The organism is Stutzerimonas stutzeri (assembly GCF_024448895.1).
GTDB classification, from domain to species: Bacteria; Pseudomonadota; Gammaproteobacteria; order Pseudomonadales; family Pseudomonadaceae; genus Stutzerimonas; species Stutzerimonas stutzeri_Q.
Genome location: NZ_JAMOIC010000004.1, coordinates 218,164 through 234,309, shown reverse-complemented (window position 1 = coordinate 234,309; position 16,146 = coordinate 218,164). Strand labels below are relative to the sequence as shown.

17 protein-coding genes are annotated in these 16,146 nt (G+C 56.9%); 4 read left to right on the top strand and 13 right to left on the bottom strand.

From position 1 onward, the window contains the following. Positions 1 to 45: 45 nt before the first annotated feature. A complete protein-coding gene (locus NA619_RS06900) occupies positions 46 to 561 on the top strand; it encodes a DUF2062 domain-containing protein (protein ID WP_255961043.1) in 516 nt (171 codons plus the stop codon). 9 nt (positions 562 to 570) lie between these two features. Here NA619_RS06900 and NA619_RS06895 read toward each other — a convergent pair whose 3' ends face one another. From NA619_RS06895 to NA619_RS06885, 3 genes are read right to left on the bottom strand one after another with little or no spacing between them, the layout of a single operon-like run. After that, entirely contained in the window at positions 571 to 1,818 is a 1,248-nt protein-coding gene (locus tag NA619_RS06895; RefSeq protein WP_255961042.1) for a lipoprotein-releasing ABC transporter permease subunit, read from the bottom strand. Beyond that, the gene (lolD, locus tag NA619_RS06890; protein WP_255961146.1) at positions 1,818 to 2,516 is read right to left on the bottom strand and encodes a lipoprotein-releasing ABC transporter ATP-binding protein LolD; all 699 of its coding nucleotides are present in this window, start codon (positions 2,514 to 2,516) and stop codon (positions 1,818 to 1,820) included. Before lolD ends, NA619_RS06895 begins: the two co-directional genes overlap by 1 nt. 7 nt (positions 2,517 to 2,523) lie before the next feature. After that, positions 2,524 to 3,771, bottom strand: a complete 1,248-nt coding sequence (locus NA619_RS06885) for a lipoprotein-releasing ABC transporter permease subunit (RefSeq protein ID WP_255961041.1) — start codon at positions 3,769 to 3,771, stop codon at positions 2,524 to 2,526. A gap of 100 nt (positions 3,772 to 3,871) precedes the next feature. On the opposite strand from NA619_RS06885, the gene NA619_RS06880 reads away from it, so the two are divergent. Genes NA619_RS06880 through NA619_RS06870 form a run of 3 tightly spaced genes read left to right on the top strand, consistent with a single transcriptional unit; the run spans position 3,872 to position 5,471 of the window. Further along, the gene (locus NA619_RS06880; protein ID WP_255961040.1) at positions 3,872 to 4,444 is read left to right on the top strand and encodes a PilZ domain-containing protein; all 573 of its coding nucleotides are present in this window, start codon (positions 3,872 to 3,874) and stop codon (positions 4,442 to 4,444) included. Between the two features lie 2 nt (positions 4,445 to 4,446). Next, a complete protein-coding gene (locus tag NA619_RS06875; RefSeq protein ID WP_255961039.1) occupies positions 4,447 to 4,752 on the top strand; it encodes a phosphodiesterase in 306 nt (101 codons plus the stop codon). Then, positions 4,749 to 5,471, top strand: coding sequence for a glycerophosphodiester phosphodiesterase (locus NA619_RS06870; RefSeq protein ID WP_255961038.1), 723 nt, complete (start codon positions 4,749 to 4,751; stop codon positions 5,469 to 5,471). The genes NA619_RS06875 and NA619_RS06870 overlap by 4 nt, the downstream gene beginning before the upstream one ends. A 124-nt stretch (positions 5,472 to 5,595) precedes the next feature. Here NA619_RS06870 and sthA read toward each other — a convergent pair whose 3' ends face one another. From sthA to NA619_RS06820, 10 genes are all read right to left on the bottom strand, one after another. Beyond that, positions 5,596 to 6,990: a Si-specific NAD(P)(+) transhydrogenase gene (sthA, locus tag NA619_RS06865; protein WP_255961037.1), complete on the bottom strand. Its 1,395-nt coding sequence runs from the start codon at positions 6,988 to 6,990 to the stop codon at positions 5,596 to 5,598. 173 nt (positions 6,991 to 7,163) lie between these two features. Then, entirely contained in the window at positions 7,164 to 7,394 is a 231-nt protein-coding gene (nqrM, locus tag NA619_RS06860) for a (Na+)-NQR maturation NqrM (RefSeq protein ID WP_255961036.1), read from the bottom strand. Continuing rightward, positions 7,391 to 8,416, bottom strand: coding sequence for an FAD:protein FMN transferase (locus NA619_RS06855; protein WP_255961035.1), 1,026 nt, complete (start codon positions 8,414 to 8,416; stop codon positions 7,391 to 7,393). Before NA619_RS06855 ends, nqrM begins: the two co-directional genes overlap by 4 nt. Position 8,417: 1 nt before the next feature. Further along, the gene (gene nqrF, locus NA619_RS06850; RefSeq protein ID WP_255961145.1) at positions 8,418 to 9,644 is read right to left on the bottom strand and encodes an NADH:ubiquinone reductase (Na(+)-transporting) subunit F; all 1,227 of its coding nucleotides are present in this window, start codon (positions 9,642 to 9,644) and stop codon (positions 8,418 to 8,420) included. 12 nt (positions 9,645 to 9,656) lie between these two features. Next, positions 9,657 to 10,265: an NADH:ubiquinone reductase (Na(+)-transporting) subunit E gene (gene nqrE / locus NA619_RS06845; RefSeq protein WP_131648194.1), complete on the bottom strand. Its 609-nt coding sequence runs from the start codon at positions 10,263 to 10,265 to the stop codon at positions 9,657 to 9,659. Then, on the bottom strand, positions 10,265 to 10,939 hold the full coding sequence (locus tag NA619_RS06840; protein ID WP_255961034.1) for an NADH:ubiquinone reductase (Na(+)-transporting) subunit D: 675 nt from the start codon (positions 10,937 to 10,939) through the stop codon (positions 10,265 to 10,267). Before NA619_RS06840 ends, nqrE begins: the two co-directional genes overlap by 1 nt. Next, a complete protein-coding gene (locus tag NA619_RS06835; protein WP_255961033.1) occupies positions 10,936 to 11,724 on the bottom strand; it encodes a Na(+)-translocating NADH-quinone reductase subunit C in 789 nt (262 codons plus the stop codon). Before NA619_RS06835 ends, NA619_RS06840 begins: the two co-directional genes overlap by 4 nt. Beyond that, positions 11,717 to 12,928, bottom strand: a complete 1,212-nt coding sequence (locus tag NA619_RS06830) for an NADH:ubiquinone reductase (Na(+)-transporting) subunit B (protein WP_255961032.1) — start codon at positions 12,926 to 12,928, stop codon at positions 11,717 to 11,719. The genes NA619_RS06835 and NA619_RS06830 overlap by 8 nt, the downstream gene beginning before the upstream one ends. Positions 12,929 to 12,931: 3 nt before the next feature. Beyond that, a complete protein-coding gene (locus tag NA619_RS06825) occupies positions 12,932 to 14,269 on the bottom strand; it encodes a Na(+)-translocating NADH-quinone reductase subunit A (protein WP_255961031.1) in 1,338 nt (445 codons plus the stop codon). A 321-nt stretch (positions 14,270 to 14,590) separates the two neighbouring features. After that, complete coding sequence (locus tag NA619_RS06820) at positions 14,591 to 16,042, bottom strand: glyceraldehyde-3-phosphate dehydrogenase (RefSeq protein ID WP_255961030.1); 1,452 nt, start codon at positions 16,040 to 16,042, stop codon at positions 14,591 to 14,593. Positions 16,043 to 16,146 lie beyond the last annotated feature (104 nt).

Genomic DNA, 16,146 nt, shown 5'->3' with positions numbered 1-16,146 from the left:
TTAAGGCATAATCGCGCGCGCTTCACACCCCGCCAGAGAATGTTCATGCCGCGTCGTTTTTTCAAGCGCTACATGCCGCACCCCGATCGGCTAAAGACGCACAAGTCTTTACGGTTTCTCGGCACGCTGATTCACGACCCCAATCTCCTCCATCTCAACCGGCATTCAGTTTCCAGAGCGATGGCTATCGGTCTTTTCTGGGCGATGATTCCGATGCCCATGCAGATGTTGGTGGCGGCACTTTGTGCAATACCGGCAAGAGCCAACCTGCCGATCGCGGTTGGCCTGGTCTGGCTGACCAATCCGCTCACGATGCCGCCGGTGTTTTACTGCAACTACAAGGTCGGTGCCTGGCTGATGGATACGCCTGTAAAGGCAATGCCCATGGAGCTCAGCCTTGCGTGGGTACGTCAGATGCTCAACAGCCACTGGCAACCGCTGTTCCTCGGCTCGTTCGTCGTTGGAATAGTGCTTGCCATATTGGGTTATGTAGCCACCCAGAGCTATTGGCGGTGGTGGGTCGGACGTAGCTGGCGCAAACGGCAGATGGGTCGCCGCTGACCCACCCGCTTATTCGTAGCGGAGCGCTTCGGCTGGCTGAGTCTGTGCTGCACGCCAGGCTGGGTAGAGCGTCGCCAGAAAACTCAGGACCAGAGCTGCAAGCGTCACCAAAAGCACATCCTCCAACCGCAATTCCGATGGCAACGTGCTGATGAAATAGACGTCTGAACTGAAGATATGCTGACCTGAAACCTTCTCCAGCCATGACACGATTGCGCTGACATTGATAGCGCCGAGCACACCCAGAACCGTCCCGATGACGGTGCCGGTGAGACCGATGATGCTGCCCTGCACCATGAAAATCGCCATGATCTGTCGGGGTGTCATGCCGAGGGTCCGGAGAATTGCAATATCCGCGCGCTTGTCGGCCACGACCATGATCAGCGTGGCGATGATATTGAAGGCAGCAACTGCAACGATCAGCAAGAGCAGCAGGCCAATCATTGTTTTCTCCATCTTCATCGCGCTGAACAGGCTTCCCTGAGTGAGCGACCAATCCTCACCGCGATAGCCACTTCCAAGCGTCGCTACCAGCTCCTCCGAAATCTGAGGCGCCTGATAAAGATCGGCCAGTCGGACCCGGACACCTTCGACCTGACCCGGCTCCCAGCGGAGAATCCGCGCCGCATCTGCCCGGTGAATCATCGCCAGAGTACCGTCCAGCTCCGCACCGACTTTAAATACACCAACCACGTTCAGGCGCTGCATTTTCGGGGTGATACCGCCAGGTGCATCGCTGAGTTCAGGAACGATGAGCGTAAGGTTATCGCCGAGTTTCAGGCCGAAGCGGCGCGCGGTCATCAGCCCCAGGATGACGCCCGACTCTCCGGCTTTCAGGTCTTCGATCCTGCCCCCGATCATCTTGCTACCCAAGATCGAAACCTGTTTTTCCGCTTGCGGGTCAATGCCCTTGATCTCGATGGGCTGCATGACACCCTTGAACGACAGCATGCCCTCTAGCTGAGTAATGGGAGCAGCACCCAACACTCCCGGATGCGCCTCAAGCTTCTCTGCGAGTGACCGCCAATCCGCCACCGGTTGTTTGTCACCTGCAATCACCGCATGCGGGACCATGCCGAGAATGCGATTGCTCATTTCGCGCTGAAAACCATTCATCACGGACAGGACCATGATCATCGCCAGCACGCCCAGGGACAGACCGATCATCGATGTAAGAGAGATGAAGGAAATGAAGTGGTTACGGCGCTTTGCTCGCGTGTAGCGGCTACCGATGAAAATGCTGAGCGGCCTGAACATCAACCGGCCACCAAACGGCCGTCTTCCAGGCGCAGTATGTGATCCATCTGACCAGCCAGCTGCGGGTCATGGGTGACAACGAGAAACGCCGTGCGCAGCGAGCTACTGAGTTCCAGCATCAGATCTTGAATGCCTTGAGCAGTATGGTGATCGAGATTGCCTGTAGGCTCATCGAGTAATACCAGCGCTGGCCGGTTGGCCAGTGCCCGGGCAATAGCTACCCGCTGACGCTCACCCCCAGACAACTCTGATGGCTTATGAGCCAGTCGGTGGCCCAGCCCCACTCGTTGCAATAATTCTGAGGCTCGCTTGCGTGCTTCCGGAATCGGTGCCTTGCCGATCAGCAGCGGCATACACACATTCTCCAGCGCGGTGAACTCTGGCAGCAGATGATGAAACTGGTAAACGAAGCCGAGCGCGCGATTGCGCAAGAGTCCGCGATCCTTCTCGCTAAGCGCCGAGAGCTCTTCTCCTGCTAGCCAGACACTGCCCTCGCTCGGCGTGTCCAGACCACCCAGCAGATTTAGCAAGGTACTTTTACCTGAGCCCGAACTGCCGACGATGGCGACTCGCTGACCCGGGAACAACTCCAGTTGCAGGCCGGACAATACGCTGACCGACTCGGGCCCTTGTTCGTAACGCTTACCCAGGTTGCGGCAGCTCAGGACCGCCGCATCCTTAGTAGAACTTTCATTCATAACCAGCTCACTCATAACGTAGCGCCTCGGCCGGTTGAGTCCTGGCCGCTCGCCACGCCGGGTAAAGGGTGGCGAAAAAACTCAGGATGAGGGCCGCCGCACAGACCTGAACTACGTCAGTAGTCATCAGACGGGACGGCAGATAGTCGATGAAATATACGTCGGCACTCAGAAACTTATGCCCGATCAGCCGCTCCAGAGCGGCAATCCAGCTACTCACATTAAGGGCTGCCAGAATGCCAAGCACGGCTCCCACGAATGTACCGACTACGCCGATCACCGTTCCTTGAACCATGAAAATCGCCATGATCTGTCTGGGTGTTGCGCCCAGGGTCCGAAGGATGGCGATGTCCCCTCGCTTGTCTGTCACCACCATGACCAGCGTCGAAATGATATTGAAGGCCGCTACCGCGACGATCAGCAATAGCAGCAGCCCTATCATGGCCTTTTCCATGCGAATCGCCTGGTAAAGGTTGCCATGGGTGCGGGTCCAGTCTCTGGAATAAAAATTGTCACCCAGCTCGCCAGCTAGCTCCCAGGCGATACGCGGCGCCTGGAACAAATCCTCGAATCGTAGCCGCACACCCTGAACCTGATCCGGTTTCCAGCGGTGCAAACGCGCAAGATCGGAAATATTGGTCATCGCTACGTAACCGTCTATCTCCCCTGCACCAACATGGAAGATGCCGCGTACTGTAAAGCGCTTCATGCGAGGGAACACCCCCGCCGGCGTAACCGTGACCTCGGGTGCCACGAAGGTGATCTTGTCACCGATGCCGACACCAAGCTTCTCCGCGGCCTTGTCGCCGATGACGATGCCGAATTCACCGGGTTGCAGATCCTGCAAGGAGCCATCACGAAAGAATCGGCCGATGATCGATACGTCTGACTCAACCTCTGGATCCACTGCATTGATCAGGATCTTGGTAACCTGACCGCGGTGCGTCAACAGACCCTGCATCTGGATGAATGGTGCCACTGCACTCACCTGCGGGTGTTGTACGAGCCTCTCCCCGAGGGACCGCCAGTTATCTATTGGGGTCGGGCTTTCGATGGTGGCGTGCGGGACCATGCCCAGTACGCGGGTACGCATCTCATGGTCGAACCCATTCATCACAGAAAGCACCACAATCATGACCAGCACACCCAGTGCGAGCCCGATCATCGAGGTGAAGGATATGAAGGAGACGAAGAGGCTGCGACGTCTGGCGCGGGTATAGCGCGCCCCGATATACACGGACAGCGGTCTGAACATAAATCGTTGGGTTCGCTTTCGCTGGCAGGAATTAACAAGCTGAATGACGTTGCCAGGCGGCCTGATACACTCAAGCCATCACTGCAGCCCAGGGATCGACATGCCCACAGAAGACACCGAAGATCGCCGCGAATACTATCGTATCGAGGACATGATCGCACTGGAAATCCTGCCGCCGGAACACGCCGAAACAGTCTCCGGTAACGGCTCGACACAACGGTTCGATCTACTGGGCGAGCTTCACCAACTCGACTTCGAGGCTCAGCACCTGCTGCGTCAGATCGCCGAAGGCAACCGCACGCTGGCCAATTACCTAAAGGTGCAGAACAAGCGCATCGATCTGATCGGGCAAGCGCTGGCACAGGATCTTCTGAAAGACCTCGGCCCGCCGCGCGAGGTGATTCTTTCTGAAGGCGGGGTAAGCTTCATGAACGAGAGCCCCCTCGATGAGGGATCGACCTGGGCGTTGAAACTGATGCTGATGCCTCAAGGCTTGGGCATGATGCTGACCGCTCGCGTCGCCACGTGCCAGGTCATGGAAGATGGCCGCTACGCGATCGGAACGTCCTTTGAAGCGTTGACTGATGCACAACGGCAATCGCTCGCACGGCATATCCTGCAAAAACAGGCGACGGAAAGACGCCTGGCTCGTGAAAGTTTGCAGGAACCGTGAACATGCACCGAATACTGATTCCGTTTTTGTCCATCGCCTTGTGCGTTACAGCGCACGCCGAGACCATCCGCATTCCGGTTGGTCAACAGGGGCAAGACAAGCTGTCCATGCCTAGCCGCGGCGACTCCAAGAACCTTGTACTGGACCGCTTCGGCCTTGCCGACGAGGAACGTCTGCCAGTCGGTCATCCACCTATAACGCGCTGGGATTATCGTTACTTCTCGGTGTATTTCGAAGGTGACCGAGTCATCAACAGCGTGTTGCATCATCAGCGCGGCGCACCATCACAGCGGGACATACAACAGTGACTTTGATTTACGGCCACAGAGGCGCGAAGGGTGAAGCCCCTGAAAATACCCTCGCCAGCTTTCAGCAATGCCTCGCCCATGGCGTACGCCGTTGCGAACTCGATCTGCATCTTTCCAAAGACGGCGAACTCATGGTCATCCATGATCCGACGCTCAAGCGCACCACGGGGCGACGTGGGAAGGTAGCCGAGCACGACGCCGAAGACCTTATACGATATGACGCACGCCACGGCGGACCAGGCTGGAAACATGCCTGCCCCATCCCGCGTCTGTCCGAGCTATTTGAAAAGTGCGATTTCGACCATTGGCAACTGGAGGTCAAAAGCGCATCGAGGGTGCGCGCAGCGCGCTCGGTGCTGGCCATCAAGGCGCTGGCGGATCAGCATGGGCTGCTGGACCGAGTAACGGTGACCTCCGGGTCTCGCGAGGTGCTGCGAGCACTGAAGCGCCTGACACCTGAACTGTCATGTGGGCTTGTAGCCGAATACGCCTGGCTAGATCCACTCAAAGTGGCGAAGCAGTACGACTGTAACCTTTTGGCTTTGAAGTGGACGCTGTGCACTCCAGAGCGAATCGCAAAGGCACGCCAACAGGGACTTCACGTTTCCGTATGGACGGTAAATGAACCTGCTTTGATGCGGCGCCTGGCCGATTTCGGGGTCGACAGCCTCATAACCGACTACCCCGGGCTAGCTGTCACAACGCTACGTAACGGATGAGTCCGCCAACCATCACCTCGGATGGCGGAGCACCGCTTTACCTGAAGTCAAAAGCTTTCCCGATTTGGCCAGCGCCAATCACGGGTATCCCCTCCGACCGGCTCAGGCCACCGGTCGGAGCCGCTCAAAAAAGCCGATTTAACCCGTCGAATGCAGCGACACGGTAGGCTTCGGCCATCGTCGGATAATTGAACGTCGTATTGATGAAATACTTGATCGTGTTGGCCTCGCCTGGCTGATTCATGATCGCCTGCCCAATGTGCACGATCTCCGATGCCTGGTAGCCAAAGCAGTGCACGCCAAGCACGGCCAACGTCTCGCGATGGAAAAGAATCTTCAGCATGCCCACCGGCTCTGCCGAAATCTGCGCACGCGCCATGCCCTTGAAGAAGGCTTTGCCCACTTCGTAGGGGATCTTTGCCTCGGTGAGTTCACGCTCGGTCTTGCCGATCGAGCTAATCTCCGGAATCGTGTAGATACCCGTCGGCACGTCGTCTACGAAGCGCCAGCTATCATTTTCGACAATGCTGCCGGCAGCCGAGCGCCCTTGGTCATAGGCAGCGCTGGCAAGTGATGGCCAACCGATCACATCGCCGGCGGCATAGATGTTGCCGACGTCGGTACGGTAATGCTCGTCGACCTTGATCTGCCCCCGGCTATTCACTTTGAGGCCGATGTTTTCAAGTGCAAGCTTGTCGGTGTTGCCGGTTCGCCCGTTGCACCACAGGAACGCATCCGCCTTGATTTTCTTGCCTGACTTCAAATGCAGGATGACACCGTTGTCCACTCCCTGAACGCGCTCGTACTCCTCGTTATGGCGAATGAGCACATTGTTGTTGCGAAGGTGGTAGCTGAGCGCATCGGAGATCTCATCGTCCAGAAAGCTGAGCAACTGATCACGGTTATCGATCAAATCGACCAGCACACCCAATCCGCTGAATATCGAGGCGTATTCGGAACCGATTACCCCGGCACCGTAGATGATCAGTCGGCGTGGCGTATGGCTCAGGGTAAGGATGGTGTCGCTGTCGTATATGCGAGGATGAGTGAAATCGACATCAGCGGGACGATAGGGGCGCGAACCGGTGGCGATGATGAACTGGTTCGCGACCAATGTTTCGACCATTCCGTTGGTGTTTACCACTTCAACGGTCTGTTCATCTGCAAAACTGGCCGTGCCGAAGAAAAGATCAATCCGGTTCCGGGCGTAATAGCCGGTGCGCGAGGTGACCTGCTTTCCGATGACGCTCTCGGCACTCTTGAGTACATCAGGGAAAGAAAACCAGCGTGGCTCACCAATCTGACGGAACAGTGGGTTGGTGTTGTACTGCATGATCTGGCGCACCGAGTGGCGCAGCGCTTTGGACGGGATGGTCCCCAAGTGGGTGGAGTTGCCACCTACGTGAGGCCGACTGTCTACCACGGCAACCTTGCGACCGGCCTTGACCGCGTTCATTGCCGCGCCTTCGCCAGCAGGGCCCGAGCCCAATATCACCACATCGTAATTGTAGACAGCCATATTTACCCCTGAACCTGCAGCAGGCAGCCCTGCCGCTGCTAACTAAATGGATCGACCGGGAGCAGTGTCATTGTTTACGCACCGCCGCCCTGAGTCATTGCGTCGATGACCGGAGCATCATCGCAATATCGAAGTTGAAAGTTCCGTCGCGATGTCAATCCAACACTTGAAGATCAGCGTTTGGTTGCGTCGTACGCCAACTCTGTGTCCGCCTCTTGGCTAGCCTGGGCGTTGACCTCGTCGCACTTCTCACGACTACCGCCGCAGATCGAGCACTCTTTCTCGATGCCGAGGTTAGCAATTCCGCCACAGGAACCTGCGATGGGCTTGCGTCCCATGATCACGCCAATGGACATACCAAACACGACCAACAACATCACAAGAAAAACGATTAACCAGGTCATTGCTCCGCTCCCGCACCGAATAGCTCATCGAAGGCCTCAGTGCTTTTGCTTACGAATTCCTGTCCTTCGCGGATTACGAAGAACGCTGCAATATTCCGCTCGGCTGCATAGGTCAGCCCGCGCTCGGGGCCCATGACCATGAGCACAGTAGACAACCCATCCGCCCGCAATGTCGAGGGATCGAATACCGTGACAGCTGCCAAATGATGGGTGATCGGTGCGCCGGTCTGTGGATCGAGCGTATGAGAGAAACGAACACCGTCACGCTCGAAATAATTACGGTAATCCCCGGAAGTCGACACCCCGAGTCCATCCAGCTCAACGACTCGCTGCGCTACCCGTTCGGTATCTAACGGCGCTTCAATGGCAATGCGCCAAGGCGCCCCTTCAGGCTTGAAGCCGCGCGCCTTGAGCTCGCCAGTGATCTCAACCAGGTAACTGGTGACGCCCGAAGCCTCGAGCATCGCCGCAACCCGGTCTACGGCATAGCCTGCGGCGATGCTGTTGAAATCAACCTGTACAGCCCGTTGTTTGCAGAGCTGCTCCCCGTCTGCCTGCAGATAACGATGGCCGACATTTTTACGGGCCGTGGCAATTTCCTCAGCCGTTGGTACCTGTTCACCCTTTCCATGAGGACCGAACCCCCACAGATCGAGCAGCGGCTCGATGGTCAGATCCAGTGCACCATCGCTTTCCTCGGAAAGCAATTGCCCCGCCCGGATCAACTCGCGTACACCATCGGACATGGCCATGCACTCACCCGCAGGTAAAGCGTTGAATATCTCGATGTCCGAATCGGAACGGTAGGTCGATGCCTGCTTGTCGATCTCAGCAAGAATCGATTCGGTATCACGCCAGAGCTGCGCTTTGTCGGCAGCGCCGCTCCCAGCCACATACTTCACCGTATAGGTGCTGCCCATGGTGGGACCGACGAAGCTTTCAACCTTGTCCTGAAACAGACAGCCCGTCAGGGCTACCGCCAGGGCGGCAACGATGACGGGCTGAAATAACGCGCGAACCATACTAGCCGCCGAAGTCGTCGAGCAGGATATTCTCTGGTTCGACACCAAGATCGGTAAGCATCTTAATCACCGACGCGTTCATCATTGGCGGGCCGCACATGTAGAACTCGCAGTCCTCTGGCGCCGGATGGTCCTTGAGGTAGTTCTCGTACAGTATGTTGTGAATGAAACCGGTAGGACCTTCCCAATTATCTTCAGGCTGCGGGTCCGACAGCGCCAAGTGCCACTTGAAGTTGTCGTTCTCCGTCTGCAGCTGGTCGTACTCCTCGACGTAGAACGCTTCGCGCATCGAACGGGCGCCATACCAGAAACTCATTTTGCGTGTGGATTTCAGACGCTTGAGCTGATCGAAAATATGCGAGCGCATCGGCGCCATACCGGCGCCACCACCGATGAAGACCATTTCGGCATCGGTGTCCTTGGCGAAGAACTCACCGAAGGGCCCGTAAACGGTCACTTTATCACCCGGCTTTAGGCTGAATACCCATGACGACATCTTGCCTGGTGGCAGATCGTCCTTACCCGGCGGCGGCGATGCGATACGGATGTTGAACTTCACCAGACCGACTTCTTCCGGGTAGTTCGCCATCGAGTAGGCACGGATAACTGTCTCGTCGACCTTGGAAACGTATTTCCACTGGTTGAACTTGTCCCAGTCACCGCGATATTCCTCTTGGATATCGAAGTCCTTGTAACGGACCTCATGCGGAGGACATTCCAGCTGAACGTAACCGCCAGCGCGGAAATCGACGTTCTCGCCTTCCGGCAATTGGAGGGTGAGCTCCTTGATGAAGGTCGCTACGTTCGGGTTGGAAAGTACCGTGCACTCCCACTTCTTCACACCGAAGACTTCTTCTGGCACTTCGATTTTCATGTCTGCCTTGACCGGAGTCTGACAGGACAGACGCCACCCCTCACCCGCCTCACGACGGGTGAAATGGGACTCTTCAGTCGGCAGCATTTCACCGCCGCCACTTTCGACTACGCACTTGCACTGCGCGCAGGTACCGCCGCCGCCGCAAGCGGACGAAAGGAAAATGTTGTTCGCAGCCAATGTCTGCAGCAGCTTGCCGCCTGCCGGAACGGTGATAGTGCGTTCGCCGTTGATCTCGATGCTCACGTCGCCACTTGAAACCAACTTGGCACGCGCCGCGAGGATGATCACCACCAACGCAAGCACGATGGCAGTGAACATGCCGATGGCGAGGAAAATTTCGTAACTCATCAGTTCATCCCGTCCTTACAGCTGTACGCCAGAGAAAGACATGAAGCCCAGCGACATCAGTCCGATGGTGATGAAGGTAATCCCCAGACCCTGAAGGCCATCCGGAACGTCGCTGTACTTGAGCTTTTCGCGAATACCGGCCAGCAAGGCAATGGCAAGCGCCCAGGAAAGACCCGAGCCAACACCGTAAACCGTACTTTCCGCCAGGTTGTAGTCACGTTCGACCATGAACAGCGTACCGCCCATGATGGCGCAGTTCACCGTGATCAGCGGCAAGAACACACCCAGCGCGTTGTAAAGGCTGGGCACGTACTTATCGAGGGTCATCTCGAGAATCTGCACGATCGCAGCAATCACACCGATGTAGCTGAGCAACCCGAGAAAACTCAGATCCACTTCAGGCAATCCGGCCCAGGATAAGGCGCCGGCTTTCAACAGATAGGTGTAGATCAGGTTGTTAGCCGGAACAGTAATGGCCTGCACGACGATAACGGCGATACCCAGCCCGATTGCCGTTTCCACCTTCTTCGAAATCGCGATGAAGGTACACATGCCGAGAAAGAACGCCAGCGCCATGTTCTCGATAAACACGGCCCGGACGAACAGGCTGATGTAATGCTCCATTAGTAAGCCTCCTTGTTCGAGACTTGCGGCGCCATCTTGAACGAAGGCTTCTCGACCTGCTCCTTCTTCCAGGCACGGATGCCCCAGATGAACAAGCCGATCAGGAAGAACGCCGAAGGTGGAAGCAGCATCATGCCGTTAGGCAGATACCAGCCACCATCATTGACCACCGGAAGGATGGTGTAGCCCATCAGTTTGCCGGCACCGAACAGCTCGCGAATGATGCCGAGCGCAATCAGCATGGCGCTATAGCCCAGCCCGTTACCCAGACCGTCGAAGAACGACAGCATGGGCGGGTTCTGCATGGCGAAGGCTTCGGCCCGACCCATGACAATACAGTTGGTGATGATCAGACCGACGAACACTGACAGCTGCTTAGAAAGTGAAAACGCGTACGCCTTGAGTACCTGGTCGACCAGGATCACGAGCGAGGCGATGATCACCATCTGCACGATCATGCGGATCGATCCAGGGATCTGACTGCGGATCATCGAGATGAACAGGTTGGAGAATGCAACCACCAGGGTCAGCGCGACCGACATAACCAGCGCTGTCTTGAGGTTGGAGGTAACCGCCAACGCCGAGCAGATTCCGAGAATCTGCAAGCCGATGGGGTTGTTGTTGAAGACCGGATTTAACAGGACTTCCTTGATAGTAGGTTGCGACATGATCAAGCCTCCCCAGCGCGCAGGTTAGCGATAAATGAACCGAAGCCGTTTTCGCCCAGCCAGAAGTGCAGCAGGTTATTGACACCATTACTGGTAAGCGTTGCACCGGCGAGAGCATCGACCTGATGGTCGGCACGCGGACTTTGCGGATCGACACCGCCCTTGACCACCTGAATGGCCAGTTTGCCGTCCTCGTTGAACAGCTCCTTGCCCTGCCACTGGCTGCGCCATTTCGGGTTATCGACTTCACCGCCGAGACCGGGCGTTTCGCCGTGCTGATAAAAGCCCAGACCCGCAACGGTATTTAGGTCGCTCTGAACAGCCATAAAGCCATACAGAGTCGACCACAGCCCGTAGCCACGAACTGGCAAGATCAGCTTATCGAGCTCGCCGTTTTCTTCCACGATGTAGACGACGCTGTAGCGTTCGCGGCGTTTGATCGAGGCGATATCTTCGTCACCGGACAGCGATTGCGAGAGCGCCGGGTCCTTGGCAGCAACCAACGGGTCGAAAGTGTTCGGATCGAATTCGTCGCTGTACTCCCCTGTTTCCAGATTGACGAGTTTGGCAACGATACGCTCTTTATAAAGCGTTTTTACCTGATTGCCAGACATACCCGCCTCACCTAGACCGGCGATTGCCAGAATGCTGCGCTGCTTGTCGAGCTGACGGTTTTCCAGTTGCGTGGGACGCAACGCAACGGCCGCTCCCGCAACGAACACCGAGCACACCAGGCAGACCAGCAAGGCCACAACGAGCGTGCGGGCGGTGGATTCTTTTTGACTAGACATTACGCGCCAGCCTCCGCTTGATATTGGCCTGAATGACGAAGTGGTCAATCAACGGTGCACAAAGGTTGGCGAAGAGGATCGCCAGCATCATGCCTTCAGGGAAGGCCGGATTGACAACCCGGATCAACACGACCATGACGCCGATGAAGATACCGAAGATCCACTTGCCGGTATTGGTCATGGAGGCCGACACCGGGTCGGTGGCCATGTAGATCATGCCAAAGGCGAAGCCGCCTACCACCATGTGCCAGTACCAAGGCATCGCGAACATCGGATTGCTATCGGAACCGATCAGGTTGAACAGGAAACTCAGCCCGATCATGCCGATCATCACACCTGAGACGATGCGTATGGAGGCGATCTTGGTCATCAGCAATACGGCACCGCCGATGAAGATGGCCAGCGTACTGGTTTCACCAAGGGAGCCGTGGATAGTACCGACGAACGCGTCCATCCAGCTGATGCCGCCGGCGATCACGTTCTCGATGCCGCCTGCGAAGCTCAGGCTGAGTGCGGTTGCGCCAGCAAAGCCGTCGACAGCGGTCCAGACTTCATCACCTGACATCTGCGCCGGGTAGGCGAAGAACAGGAACGCACGGCCTGTAAGAGCCGGGTTGAGGAAGTTTTTGCCCGTGCCACCGAAGATTTCCTTACCAATCACGATTCCGAAGCTGATACCCAGCGCGACCTGCCACAGTGGAATGCTAGGCGGCAGCGTTAGAGCGAACAGAACGGAGGTAACGAAGAAACCCTCGTTGACTTCGTGCTTGCGAATCGAGGCGAAGAGAACTTCCCAGAAGCCGCCCACGATGAAGGTCACTGCATACACAGGGACGAAATATGCAGCGCCCTGAATGAAGTTGTCCCACAGACTAGTAGGATCGAACCCCGCCAGTGCACTGATCAGCATCATGCGCCAACCTTCCTGGTCAGCCAGCAGATCAGGGCTCTGGGCGTAGATCAAGTTAGCCTGGTAGCCGGTGTTCCACATACCGAAGAACATCGCCGGAAAGGTACAGAGCCAGACCGTGATCATCATGCGCTTGAGGTCAATGCCGTCACGCACGTGGGCGGTAGTCTTGGTCACACTGCCAGGACGATAGAGGAAGGTGTCCGCAGCTTCGTAGAGCGCATACCACTTCTCGTACTTGCCGCCCTTTTCGAAGTTGTGCTCGATCTTGTCGAGGAATTCGCGAATGCCCATTCCTTACCCCTCCTTCTCGATGCGAGTCAGATTGTCCCGGAGGATCGGGCCGTATTCGTATTTGCCGGCGCAGACATAGGTACACAGCGCCAGGTCTTCTTCATCCAGCTCAAGACAGCCGAGCTTCTGAGCGACTTCTGTATCCCCGACGATCAATGACCGCAGCAGCTGAGTCGGCAGCATGTCCAGCGGCATGATCTCCTCGTAGTTCCCAACTGGAACCATCGCCCGGGGACTGCCATTGGTGGAGGTGGAGAAGGCGAATTTCTTGCCACCCATCAACTTGGAGATATAGATATTGAGGATCGAGTGCTTGTCACTGCCGGCACGCAGGTAGTGCAACATCTCGCGTTCCTTGCCTTCACGAAGGCAGGAGACCTGCTGGTGGTAGCGGCCAAGATAGGCAAATGCACCGTGAGCGGTACGGCCGCCCAATACGGAGCCAGAGACGACTCGATTTGCGCCAGGCTGAAGCTCGCCAGCAGTCAGCTCATCAAGGTTCGCACCTACACGAGCACGAACCAGACGTGGTTTTTCCACAACGGGGCCGGCTAATGACACTACACGCTCAACTGACAGCTTGCCTGTGGTGAATAGCGCTCCGATGGCGATGACGTCCTGATACCCAATGGTCCAGACACTTTTGCTGGCACTGACCGGATCCAGAAAATGAATATGGGTGCCAGCCAGGCCTGCAGGATGCGGCCCCGCGAAGCTCTCAGTCTTAACCTTGGCGACTTGTTCGCCAGGCAGCGATGCGCCTTCGGCCTTGCAGAGGAACAGCTTGCTCAGATTTCCGAGCACCTTCAGGCCGGCTTCAAACTCGGCAGCACGCTCAGCGATGATGATTGCTGGGTCGGCGGCTAGCGGGTGAGAGTCGATCGCCGTCACGAAGATCGAATTCGGCACCGCATCGACAGCAGGCACCTTGCTGTATGGGCGAGTGCGCAATGCGGTCCAGAGACCTGACTGCTGCAGGTTTTCACGAACCTTTTCGTCGCCAATCCCCTCCAGCTGATCGCTACCGTACTGAGCGAACGCCACTTCATCAGCGCCATCAAGATCGATGACAACCGATTGCAGCACACGCTTTTCGCCACGATGAACCGCGCTGACTACGCCTGCGCCAGGAGATGTGAACTGGACGCCAGGTGACTTCTTGTCGGTAAACAACACCTGACCCAACTTGACGCGATCACCGACCTGAACCTCCATGGTCGGCTTCATGCCAGGATAATCAAACCCTATAACGGCGACGCTTCGCACAGGCCTTCCGGCCTCGATACGCTGCGCCGGCGCACCTGCAATGGGCAAATCTAGCCCACGTTTTATATTGATCATCGGTTCGCCTAACCACTGATTTTGAATGCTTTTTTTAAGAGCCCAGCGATTTAGCTGAAAGTCGAATTGCACGACACGCACTGAACATGTATTCAGCGCGACGCTATGCCGCGGGCCCAGGTAGAAATCCGCCCGATTATAGAGGCCGCGACCCGCGACTGACCACCCAAGGTCTTCCAATTTTTTGACTGAAGACAAGCGGTCATCAACAACCGACTATTGACGCTCCGGCGCTTGAGCCCACCAAGCGCGGCAAGTCGAGACATGCCTGCTAACAAAAAACGGGAGCCGAAGCTCCCGTTTTCATGTGCCAAAGGCTAGTTAGCGCGGAAATGCAGGCGGGTTCACCCCAGCCATATCTTCCATTACGCGAACCACCTGACAGCTGTAGCCAAACTCATTGTCGTACCAGACATACAGCACGACGCGGTTGTCACTGCAGATGGTTGCCTCGGCATCCACCACACCCGCATGACGGGAACCGACAAAGTCACTCGAAACCACTTCTTGCGAATTGACGAAATCGATCTGCTTCTGCAGATCCGAATGCATGGCCATCTGGCGCAGATACTCGTTGATCTCTTCGCGGGTCGTGGCCTTCTCGAGATTCAAATTGAGGATCGCCATGGACACGTTCGGCGTCGGAACGCGGATGGCGTTACCGGTCAGCTTGCCCTTGAGCACAGGCAGTGCTTTGGCTGCGGCAGTGGCAGCGCCTGTCTCGGTAATGACCATGTTCAGCGCGGCACTACGGCCACGACGACTGCCTTTATGGAAGTTGTCGATCAGGTTTTGGTCGTTGGTATAGGAATGCACGGTCTCAACGTGACCGTTGACGATGCCGTACTGGTCGTTCACCGCTTTGAGCACCGGCACGATGGCGTTGGTGGTGCAGGATGCGGCCGAAACGATCTTGTCGTCATCGGTGATCTCGGCGTGATTGATACCGTGAACGATGTTCTTCAACTCACCCTTGCCAGGCGCAGTCAGCACCACTCGCGCAACGCCCGGGCACTTGAGGTGCTGGCTGAGCCCTTCGGCGTCACGCCATTTGCCGGTGTTGTCGACAAGCAGCGCGTTCTCGATGCCGTACTGGGTGTAATCCACCGAGGCCGGGTCGTTCGAGTAGATCACCTGAATAAGATTGCCATTGGCGGTGATGGTGTCGTTCTCAGCATCAATATGAATGGTGCCGTCGAACGGACCATGGACCGAATCGCGGCGCAGCAGGCTGGCACGCTTGACCAGATCATTCTCTGCACCGCGGCGCACTACGATGGCGCGCAGGCGAAGGCCGTCGCCACCGCCAGTCTTTTCAATGAGGATACGTGCCAGCAGACGACCGATCCGGCCAAAGCCGTAGAGCACGACGTCGGTGCCCTTGTGAACGCCAGTGGTGTTGCGCTTGCCTGCGACTTCGGCCAGCTCATCACGCACGAACTGATCGAGCGTGCGGCCGTTCCCTTCGGCCTTGAACTTGCCAACCACCTTGCCCAGATCGACCGAGGCGGCACCAAGGTCCATATCGCTCATGGTAGTGAGGATCTGGTGCGTCTCATGGACGGAAAGTTCGGCTTCATCAGCCTGACGATGGCGCGCAAAACGATGAGCCTTGAGCAGCGCGATAACCGAGCGGTTAATCAGGCCACGGCCGTAGATGGAAGTCACCACGTTGTTGTTACGATACAGCTGACCAATCAGCGGAATCATCGCTTCGGCGAGGGCTTCTCGATCAATCCATTCACCAAGACACTGGTCGGGCTTCTGAGTCACGGGCAGTTCCTTCCAACATGTAGGGGCTGAGAAAAAGGGCTACATTATGCCGGCGCACCCTAGAGCCGGCAATCTGTGCAGCGGAAACACTGACAGCGTCCCGC